Raw genomic sequence first — 9,816 nt, forward strand, 5'->3', positions numbered from 1 at the left:
TTCCAGTAATGCGGGCAGGCTTGGGCACGCGTGAGGTAAGGGGGCCGGTGCGGGGTGATGCTTTGGATGTTTTTGTTCGGGTGGTCAGGCCAATATAGCGTAGATGACCGAGAAATTAAGCGTAATAGGTAGTTGTTCTAGGTCAGGTGGGCGGGTGGTCCGGCCTGTTGGGGCGAATTTCACCACTTCGGCTTCGTTAACGCAAGCCACGTGCCAGCAACAAAAGTGACGACATGGCACTTTTCGCTAAAGTCTGCGCGTGGAATTGGTGCGAAAGTGGGCGGCGGGAGGCGCTGGGTTGGGCCTGGCTTGCACCAGCGGTGTGCGCCCGGACCCGGATTGCCCGGGCCCGGCAAAGGGTCTGTCTGGCCTACTCGGCGATGTCTTCGGACAAGCGCGACACAATCGCCAGCAGATGGAACGACATGGCGTGGCGCGCCCGGATGGGGTCCCGCGCCACAATCGCGCTGACGATGCGGTCGTGCTCGCCAACCGCCGCGCGCCAGGCAGATGCATCCACAAAGTGCTTGTCGAGCCGCTTATACAAGGGGCTGGCCTCGCACAGATCCCATACATGGGTGACCACCGATGCCAGCGCCGCATTGCCGCAAGCATCGGCGATGGCCTGGTGGAAGGCTCGGTCATGTGCGAAGTCGCCAGCTTCCGGCGACTGATCGGGGTTCATCTTCCGGTGCGCCTCTTCGATGGCGGCGATCTGCTCGGGGGTGCCTTGCTGGGCTGCCAGCGCCGCGCATTCCGGTTCGAACAGCGTGCGCGTCTCGATCAGCTCGAACGGGCTGGCTTCCAGTGCCGCGCCCAGGCGGGCATCGATCTCGGCAGCCGGATCGGACTCGGTGCCGTTGGTGGCGGCCTGCCCGTTCTCCTTGGGTTCCAGCACGAATACTCCGCTGCCGACGCGCACCTCGATATAGCCGCCGATCTCGAGCGCGATCAACGCTTCGCGCAACGTCGAGCGCGCGACGTTGAGCTGCTCGGCCAGCTCGCGCTCCGCGGGCAGGCGCTCGCCGGGGGCGAACTCGCCTGCGCTGATTTTCTTGGCAATCTGGTCGGCGATCAGCCGGTAAAGGCGCTGCGCTGAAACCGCTTGAAGTAAGGACATGAAGGCAAGGCCGCTGCAAATTGACTGATGGTCTGATCAATACAGCAAAACCCGGTGTCTGTTCAAGGGGCAGGGTGGGTTTCTCCCGGCTTTCCGGGGCGCGAGCGGGAGTGGTCCGGCCAATATGGCCTCGGATTGGCAGCAAGCCGGGCATGCGCTCCGGGTGCTATCGGTCATCTTTCCGGCACATCGCTGCGCGTGTACTGGGCAAAACGTGAAGCAATCGCCTTCAATTGGACTGACCACCCTGTCAAAAAATCAAAAGATTTGGCAATTTTCCTGCGAAAGCCATAGAATTGGTCCGGCCACCGGTTGAGTTACAAGCCAGGCGACACAGAAAGCGGCTTTAACGTCATCCGGCGGGTCGCGCTGGTCTGACCCGAAGCGCTTTCCCCCGATTTCCCGGCCGGCCCCTCACGGCGCCGGCCGTCCAGATCCAGACAAGACAGCAGGACACCAATGCAATGGAGCATGCAATGAAGAACGCAGACCTGGTACGCCGCAAAGATGCCGCCACGCCCCGTGGCGTTGGTGTGATGTGCAACTTCTATGCCGAGCGCGCCGAGAACTCGGAACTGTGGGATGTCGAAGGCAACCGCTACATCGACTTCGCGGCTGGCATCGCCGTGCTCAATACCGGTCACCGCCATCCGCGCCTGGTGCAAGCCATGCAGGCACAGATGGAGCGCTTCACGCACACCGCCTACCAGATCGTGCCCTATGCCAGCTATATCGAGCTGGCCGAGAGGATCAACGCCCGCGCGCCGGGCGCGTTCGCCAAGAAAACCGCGTTTTTCACCACCGGCGCCGAGGCTGTGGAGAACGCCATCAAGATCGCCCGCGCCGCGACTGGCCGCCCGGGCGTGATCGCCTTCTCCGGCGGCTTCCACGGCCGCACCATGATGGGCATGGCGCTGACCGGCAAGGTCGTGCCGTACAAGGTGGGGTTTGGCCCGTTCCCGGGCGACGTGTTCCACGCACCGTACCCGTACGGGTTGCATGGCGTGAGCGTGCAGGATTCGATCAACGCGCTGCACCAGTTGTTCAAGGCGGATGTGGACCCGAAGCGGGTCGCGGCCATCATCTTCGAGCCGGTCCAGGGCGAGGGTGGTTTCAACGTGGCGCCCGCCGAGTTCGTGCGCGCGCTGCGCGGCATCTGCGACGAGCACGGCATCCTGCTGGTGGCCGATGAAGTGCAGACCGGCTTCGGCCGCACCGGCAAGCTCTTTGCCATGGAGCACTACGACGTCACGCCCGACCTGACCACCATGGCCAAGAGCCTGGCCGGCGGCATGCCTTTGTCGGCCGTTTGCGGCAGGGCCGAGATCATGGACGCGCCGGCCCCCGGCGGGCTGGGCGGCACCTACGCCGGCAACCCGTTGGCGGTGGCTTCGGCGCTGGCGGTGCTGGACGTGCTGGAGAGCGAGAAGCTGATCGAGCGCGGCGCCGCGCTCGGCCAGCGGCTGCAGGACAAGCTGGCTGGCCTGAAGTCGCGCGTGCCGGAGATCGGCGAGGTCCGCGGCGTGGGCGCCATGATTGCCGTGGAGTTCCGCAAGGCCGACGGCCGCCCCAATCCCGAATTCACGCGGCAAGTGCAAGACCGCGCCCTGGAGCGCGGCCTGCTGCTGCTCTCCTGCGGTGTCTACGGCAACGTGGTGCGCTTCCTGTTCCCGCTGACCATCCCCGACGCCGTGATGGACGAAGGGCTGGGCATCCTGGAGGCCGCGCTCCTGCAGTAACCGCCTGCGCGCAAGCTCAGGCTCGCAAACATCGTATTCAAGACTTCGAAGGATCGCCGCACCCAAGCTGAAGCGGGCGGCGATCGCAAAAACGGAATTCACGACCATGAACAAGCAATCGCCGCAAGCATTGCCGGCGCGCGCAGAGCGCAACGGTGGCCAGATCCTCATCGACCAACTGATTATCCAGGGCGTGAAGCGCGTCTTCCTGGTGCCGGGAGAAAGCTACCTGCCTTGCATCGATGCGCTGTACGACCATCAGGACAAGATCCAGCCCATCGTCTGCCGGCAGGAAAGCGGGGCGGGCTATATGGCGGAGGCCCAAGGCAAGCTGACCGGCGAGCCCGGCATCTGCTTTGTCACGCGCGGCCCCGGCGCCACCAACGCCAGCATCGCCGTGCACACCGCCTACCAGGATTCGACCCCCATGATCCTGTTCGTTGGCCAGGTCGGCAACGATTTCTACGAGCGCGAAGCGTTCCAGGAGGTCGACTACCGCCGCATGTTTGGCCAGATGACCAAATGGGTGGCGCAGATCGACCGCACCGACCGCATTCCCGAGTTCATCGCGCGCGCCTTCGCGGTGGCCACCAGCGGACGGCCCGGCCCGGTCGTGCTGGCGCTGCCGGAAGACACGTTGTGGGGCAAGGCCACGGTGGCCGACGTGCCACGTTACCGCCGTGCCCATAGTGCGCCGACGCCTGGCGCCATGGCATCGCTGGCCGAACTGATCGAGCAGGCGGAGCGTCCGTTCCTGCTGCTAGGCGGATCGGGCTGGACGCCGGAGGCCTCGCGGCAGATGGAAGGGTTTGCCGAGCGCTTCGCGCTGCCGGTCGGGGTGGCCTGGCGCCGCCTGGAGTGCTTCGACAACCATCATCCGAACTTTGCCGGGCACGTGGGCTGGGCCATGCCCGAATCGCTGCGCAAGCGCGTACAGGAAAGCGACCTGCTGATCGCCGTGGGCACGCGCATGGGCGAGGCTACCAGCGAGGGCTATACGGTGGTGGAGAGCCCGCTGCCGAAGCAGAGACTGGTCCATGTGTACCCCGACGCCAATGAGCTTGGCCGCGTGTTTCATCCCACGCTGCCGATTGCCGCGGACGTGGTTTCGTTTGCCGCCGCGGTGAGCGAACTCTCCCCATCGCGTTGCCTGGGGGCGCGCAACGCCGGGCACGACGCCCACCAGGTCTACCTGGCCGAGCAGGAACCCAAGGCCGCGCCGGGCGCCCTCAACCTCAACGTGGCCGCCTGCCACGTCCGCGACAACGTGCCGGAGGACACCTGCATTACCGTTGGCGCGGGCAACTACGCCTTGTACCCGCATGCCTACTACCGCTTCAAGGGCGTTGGCACCAGCCTGGCGCCGACCGTGGGATCGATGGGCTACGGCCTGCCGGCGGCCATTGCCGCCAAGCTCGAGAACCCCGATCGCACCGTGATCTGCTATGCGGGCGATGGTTGCTTCCAGATGAACCTGCAGGAACTCGGCGTCGCCATGCAGTACCGGGTCGGCATCGTCGTACTGGTCTTCAACAACGGTATCTGGGGCACCATCCGCGCGCACCAGGAGCGCGAGTTCCCGGGCCGCACCGTGGCGCTTGGCTTCGACAATCCGGAGTTCAGCGAACTGATCCGCGCCTATCGCGGGTATGGTGAGATTGTCGCCAGTGATGAAGCGTTCGGTCCCGCTTTTGCGCGTGCCCTTGCGTTCGCCAACACCCAGCAGCTGCCTGCCTTGCTGGAGCTGCGCTATGACGCGGACGGCATCGCGCCGGGCATGACCTTGTCGCAGATCCGCTCGGACGCACTCGCCCGGCAAGCGCACGCGAAGTAATGGCCACGACGGCAAGGAGAGAGAACATGAGCATGCTGGCAATCAACGGCGAGCGCCTGTGGCAGTCGCTGATGGACCTCGCCGCGATCGGCGCCACGCCCAAGGGCGGCAATGCGCGCCTGGCGCTGACGGCGCTGGATGGGCAGGGGCGCGACCTGGTGACCGGTTGGATGCGCGCAGCCGGACTGAGCGTGACGGTCGACCAGGTCGGCAATATCTTTGCCCGCCGGGCAGGGCGCAACAACGCGCTGGCCCCGGTCATGACCGGCAGCCATATCGACACGCAGCCCACCGGCGGCAAGTTCGACGGCTGCTATGGCGTGCTGGCCGGCCTGGAAGTCATGCGCACCCTGAACGACCACGGCATCACCACCGAGGCTCCGCTCGAAGTGGCCATCTGGACCAATGAAGAAGGCTCGCGTTTTGTCCCGGTGATGATGGGTTCCGGCGTGTTTGCCGGCGTCTTTCCGCTGGAGACCGCGCTGTCGGCCACCGATGTCGCGGGCAAGCGGGTGGCGGATGAACTGGCGGCCATTGGCTATGCCGGCGACGCGGAAGTTGGCCGCAAGGTTGGCGCCTACTTCGAAGCCCATATCGAACAGGGGCCGGTGCTCGAGGCCGAGGACAACGTGATCGGCGTGGTGACCGGATCGCTGGGCCTGCGCTGGTACGACGTCACCGTGACCGGCATGGAGGCGCACGCCGGCCCCACGCCGATGCCGCTGCGCAAGGACGCGCTCTATGCCGCCACGTTCCTGATGCAGGAAGTGATCCGCATCGCCAACGACTTCGCGCCGCACGGGCGCGGCACGGTGGGCGTGGTCAAGGTCCATCCGTCGTCGCGCAATGTCATTCCCGGGGCGGTGACGTTCACGGTCGACCTGCGCCACCTCGACCCGGTGCGGCTTGCCGGGATGGATGCGCGCTTTCGCGCGGCTTGCGCCGCCGTCGCGGATGGCACCACCACCGGCGCGGCCCTGGATGTGGTTGTGGAAGACGTGCAGTATTTCGCGCCCACGCCGTTCGCGCCCGAGCTGATCCGCCACGTGCGCCAGGAAGCCGCCGCGCGGGGCTACAGCCATCAGGACATCGTCACTGGCGCAGGCCATGACGCGGTCTACATCGCCGGCGTGGCGCCCACCGCGATGATCTTCGTGCCGTGCAAGGACGGCATCAGCCACAACGAAATCGAAGACGCCAAGCCGGAGCATCTGGAAGCCGGGGCCAATGTGCTGCTCGGCGCCATGGTGGCGCAGGCGAACGCGAACGCCTAAGCGGGCCGAAACCCCAATGCATGCCAGGAATCCACGATGAGTGACTTGAGAGATCTCGCCTATTGGCGCAAGCAGGCTGCAACGGTATCGATCCGTTCGCAAGCCTATATCGATGGCCGCTGGGCCGACGCCGCCGACGGCGCCACCTTCGAGACCATCAACCCCGCCACCGGCAAGGCGCTGGCCAGCGTCGCGGCCTGCGGTGCGCAGGACGTCGACCGCGCGGTAGCCGCGGCGCGCAAGGCGTTTCAGTCCGGCGTCTGGTCGGACATGCCGCGCAGCGCCAGGAAGGCCACGCTGCTAAGGCTGTCGCACCTGATCGACACGCATCGCGAAGAGCTCGCGTTGCTGGAAACGCTCGACATGGGCAAGCCCATTGCCGAGACGCTGCAATACGACATCCCCGAAGCCGGCCGCACTTATGCCTGGTACGCCGAAGCCATCGACAAGATCTATGATGAGATCGCGCCGACGGGCCCCGACGTGCTGGCCACCATCACGCGCGAGCCGCTAGGCGTGGTGGCGGCGGTCGTGCCCTGGAACTACCCGCTGCTGATGGCCAGCTGGAAGGTGGCGCCCGCGCTGGCCGCCGGCAACAGCGTGGTGCTCAAGCCCGCGGAACAGTCCCCGCTCACCGCGCTGCGGCTGGCGGAACTCGCCGAAGAAGCGGGCATCCCGGCGGGCGTCTTCAATGTGGTGCCAGGTCTTGGCGCCGCCGCCGGGCAGGCACTTGGCCGCCATCCCGACGTGGACTGCATTGCCTTTACCGGCTCCACCGCCACCGGCAAGCGTTTCATGGAGTATTCCGGCCAGTCCAACCTCAAGCGCGTCTGGCTCGAGTGCGGCGGCAAGTCTCCGCATATCGTCTTTGACGACTGCCCCGACCTGGACCGCGCCGCGCAGGCCGCCGCCATCGGCATCTTCAGCAACCAGGGCGAGATCTGCATCGCCGGCTCGCGCCTCTATGTGCAAAGCGGCATCTACGACGCGTTCATGGAGAAGCTGGAAGCACACGCGGCGCGCATGCAGCCGGGCGACCCGCTCGATCCCGCCACCGCCATGGGCGCCATCGTCGACGGCGCGCAACTGCAGCGGGTGATGTCCTATGTGAAGAGCGGCGAGGACGAAGGCGCCCGCCTGCGCGCAGGCGGCAAGCGCGCGCACACGGACAGTGGCGGCTTCTACATGCAGCCCACCATCTTCGAGTGCCCCACGCAGTCGCTCACCATCGTGCGCGAAGAGATCTTTGGTCCGGTGCTGGCAGTGACCCGCTTCGAGTCCGAGGAAGAGGCCATCCGCATGGCCAACGATTCGCCCTACGGGCTGGGCTCGGGACTCTGGACCTCCAACCTGTCCCGCGCCCACCGCGTTTCGCGCAAGCTGCAGGCGGGGCTGGTGTGGGTCAACTGCTATATGGACAGCGACGTGACGGTGCCATTTGGCGGCGTGAAGCAGTCGGGCTCGGGACGGGACAAGTCACTGCATGCGCTGGACAAGTACACGGACCTGAAGACCACGTGGATCAGCCTGGCGTGACCAGGCAACGCGTTGGCCGGCCAGCGCCGGTCAATGCCGATCAACGCCGGTCAGCCGCTCAGAGCAGTTCCATCTGCCGGACGGTGGGGGCGTGGCGGTGTGCCAGCGTCAACGCCGGCACGCCGCCAACCGGCCACGCCAGGCTAAAGCCCTGTTGCCGTGCCTTGTAGGCGGCCTCTTCCTTGCCAGCCACCTGGAGCTGCCTGTACATGGCGCGGGCATGCGTCTTGACCGTCGGCGCCGAGATATTCAGCAGGCGGCCTACGGTCTTGACCGCATGCCCTCGGGAGAGCAGTACCAGCACGTCATACTGGCGTTGCGTCAGTCCCAGTTGCGTTGCTTCTCGTGTCAACCGCTGGCTCCCGGCGGCGGGCCGCGGTGCCAGCGCAGCCGAGGGCAAGGCGGGCAAGGCGGGGAACAGTGAAAGCTGGCCCGCGCCGGCACGCTCCGGCTGACGGGTGGCGATACGCCGGATGGTGGTCCTGAGCACGTCGAGCGGGGCGGATTTTGGCAGGCAGCCGCAGAAGCCTTCGGTGATCTCGCCTTGCGGCAGCTGCAGCGGCACGGCATCGCTGAGCAGCAGCACGCGCGGCGCGGCCCATAGCCTGCGTGCCTGGTCGAGCCATTGCCAGCCCGTGTCAGCATCGGCGGGCATGCCAAAGACGATCAGGTCAACGGTGCCGCCGGCATGTGAATGCTCAGGGATTTCCCCCGGGTCGATGGCAGCGACTTGCGCGATGCCTGCAATACTCTCCAGCAGCGTGAGCATTGCAATCCGGAGCAATGGATGGCTTTCAACGAGCACCACGTTCATGCCGTAACTCCCCGTACAAGCGCAAATGCTAGTGCAACGGAGACAGGCTGAACCCGCGGGGATGGCACGACACTGCCAGCGCCGACCAGCGCTTGCGGCAGGTTTTGCAATCCCCGGATTTCCGACCCTGCCCTGGCGGACGCGCCAGGGCGGCTCTGTGCGTCGTAGAGCCTGCCCGAATACGTAATGTTTTTTATCTCGGAGGATATTAGGTTCGGATTCTGTTTGAAATCAAGTGGGCATGTTGCTTGGATGAAACATGAATACGCGCGCTATGCATGTCAAATGCGGTCTTCTGGCTATCTTCGTGCGGCGGTCACGGTGTCAGGCACCTCGGGCCTCACCGGCCCGGGTCGCGATCTTGGCGACGGAGTTGCCCCAGCCGACGCACAGGTCGGGCCGCACATGCCTCATGCCGCCAAGGCATCCTCGCCGCAGACGTCGGCGTCGGTCCCGCACGCTGCATGTAGCGCCGACGCGAGGATCATGGCTTCGGCGTTGCGCGGCGGCGGCCGGCAGGGGCGCGGGCGGTAGACGGCCTGGCCCTTGGCGATGGGCAGGCCGCTGAGGGCGCACACGCCAGCCTCGCGCGCGGATATCGCAGCCCAGATCTGCGCGCCGTAACGGCAATGGGTGGCATCGCGCCAGCTGATCACCGCCAAGGTGAGACTGGGTCGCTCCACCACGCTGACGATGGCGGTGTGGCGCCGGTGCCGGGGATCTTCCTCATCGGGCCAGGCGCAGTCGGCGTACAGATGGAAGGTCTGACGCGCACGGAGCAGGCGGATGGTGCTGTCCCACGGGTCGGGGCGGTCCGCTTGCGCGCATGGGGTGGATGATGTGGCGGGATTCGGGTGCGCTGGCATGGTCAGCTCCGGATGATGGGGGCGGGCGGGGGAGGCAGCCGGACCCCGTCGCGCGGATGAAGGCTGGCGTGCGGACGCCGACCATAAAGACATCTTATGACGCGCGCCGCGCCGCACGCAGTTGTCCATCGGTGCAGGCGCGGTACGACATTGAGATGGCCGGGTTATACGAACGTAGGAGGCGCCCGCTGCGGATGGGAATGAGGCCGTTGCCTGCAGGGGGCAATCTCCTTATTTTTCGGTGAGAATCTATGATCAAAATATTTGAATAATATATCCATGAAATGGCTGATTCTCAGGTGAGTTGCACTCGTATAGTTCAGTTCATTGGCGGCAGTAACAAAAAGACCCTGCCCCATGAAATTCAACCAATTTCAATGAGAGCGCCAAGATCATGTCTAATCCGAAACTCGAAGTCCTGACCCCGCAAAACAGCCAGCTGATCTTCATCGACCACCAGCCGCAGATGGCCTTCGGCGTGCAGTCGATGGACCGCCAGGCGATGAAGAACAACGCGGTGGGCCTGGCCAAGGCGGCCAGGATCTTCAATATCCCCACCACCATCACCACGGTGGAGAGCGAGTCTTTCTCCGGCTATACCTACCCCGAACTGCTTGACGTATTCCCCGGCCA

General features: G+C 65.4%; 8 protein-coding genes. 5 read left to right on the forward strand and 3 right to left on the reverse strand.

What is annotated here, in order from left to right; translation table 11 throughout:
• Positions 1–370: 370 nt before the first annotated feature.
• Positions 371–1,120: a FadR/GntR family transcriptional regulator gene (locus AC1RQK_RS31600; protein ID WP_492372277.1), complete on the reverse strand. Its 750-nt coding sequence runs from the start codon at positions 1,118–1,120 to the stop codon at positions 371–373.
• A gap of 476 nt (positions 1,121–1,596) precedes the next feature.
• Here AC1RQK_RS31600 and gabT point away from each other — a divergent pair, with 476 nt between their 5' ends.
• From gabT to AC1RQK_RS31620, 4 genes are all read left to right on the forward strand, one after another.
• Entirely contained in the window at positions 1,597–2,859 is a 1,263-nt protein-coding gene (gene gabT, locus AC1RQK_RS31605; RefSeq protein ID WP_492813296.1) for a 4-aminobutyrate--2-oxoglutarate transaminase, read from the forward strand.
• 106 nt (positions 2,860–2,965) lie between these two features.
• Positions 2,966–4,693 carry a thiamine pyrophosphate-binding protein gene (locus AC1RQK_RS31610; RefSeq protein WP_492813298.1) on the forward strand — a complete coding sequence of 576 codons (1,728 nt, stop codon included), beginning with the start codon at positions 2,966–2,968 and terminating at the stop codon, positions 4,691–4,693.
• Positions 4,694–4,719: 26 nt separating this feature from the next.
• Positions 4,720–5,967 (forward strand): Zn-dependent hydrolase, encoded by a 1,248-nt coding sequence (locus AC1RQK_RS31615; RefSeq protein WP_492813300.1) that lies wholly within the window; start codon positions 4,720–4,722, stop codon positions 5,965–5,967.
• A 36-nt stretch (positions 5,968–6,003) separates the two neighbouring features.
• Positions 6,004–7,503, forward strand: coding sequence for an aldehyde dehydrogenase (locus tag AC1RQK_RS31620; RefSeq protein WP_492372274.1), 1,500 nt, complete (start codon positions 6,004–6,006; stop codon positions 7,501–7,503).
• 58 nt (positions 7,504–7,561) lie between these two features.
• Here AC1RQK_RS31620 and AC1RQK_RS31625 read toward each other — a convergent pair whose 3' ends face one another.
• Positions 7,562–8,317 carry a response regulator transcription factor gene (locus tag AC1RQK_RS31625; RefSeq protein ID WP_492813302.1) on the reverse strand — a complete coding sequence of 252 codons (756 nt, stop codon included), beginning with the start codon at positions 8,315–8,317 and terminating at the stop codon, positions 7,562–7,564.
• A 410-nt stretch (positions 8,318–8,727) separates the two neighbouring features.
• Entirely contained in the window at positions 8,728–9,183 is a 456-nt protein-coding gene (locus AC1RQK_RS31630; protein ID WP_492813304.1) for a DUF3331 domain-containing protein, read from the reverse strand.
• 394 nt (positions 9,184–9,577) lie between these two features.
• Here AC1RQK_RS31630 and AC1RQK_RS31635 point away from each other — a divergent pair.
• Positions 9,578–9,816 (forward strand): cysteine hydrolase family protein (locus AC1RQK_RS31635; RefSeq protein WP_492813306.1); only part of this gene is annotated, 239 nt, incomplete at its 3' end.

The sequence above is a fragment of the Cupriavidus sp. GW822-FHT02D05 genome, assembly GCF_058802485.1.

Bases quoted from the DNA above. Each gene is read 5' to 3' on its own strand.
- AC1RQK_RS31625 (WP_492813302.1), bottom strand. From the start codon at position 8,317: ATGAACGTGGTGCTCGTTGAAAGCCATCCATTGCTCCGGATTGCAATG.
- gabT (WP_492813296.1), top strand. From the start codon at position 1,597: ATGAAGAACGCAGACCTGGTACGCCGCAAAGATGCCGCCACGCCCCGT.
- AC1RQK_RS31610 (WP_492813298.1), top strand. From the start codon at position 2,966: ATGAACAAGCAATCGCCGCAAGCATTGCCGGCGCGCGCAGAGCGCAAC.
- AC1RQK_RS31630 (WP_492813304.1), bottom strand. From the start codon at position 9,183: ATGCCAGCGCACCCGAATCCCGCCACATCATCCACCCCATGCGCGCAA.
- AC1RQK_RS31620 (WP_492372274.1), top strand. From the start codon at position 6,004: ATGAGTGACTTGAGAGATCTCGCCTATTGGCGCAAGCAGGCTGCAACG.
- AC1RQK_RS31615 (WP_492813300.1), top strand. From the start codon at position 4,720: ATGAGCATGCTGGCAATCAACGGCGAGCGCCTGTGGCAGTCGCTGATG.
- AC1RQK_RS31600 (WP_492372277.1), bottom strand. From the start codon at position 1,120: ATGTCCTTACTTCAAGCGGTTTCAGCGCAGCGCCTTTACCGGCTGATC.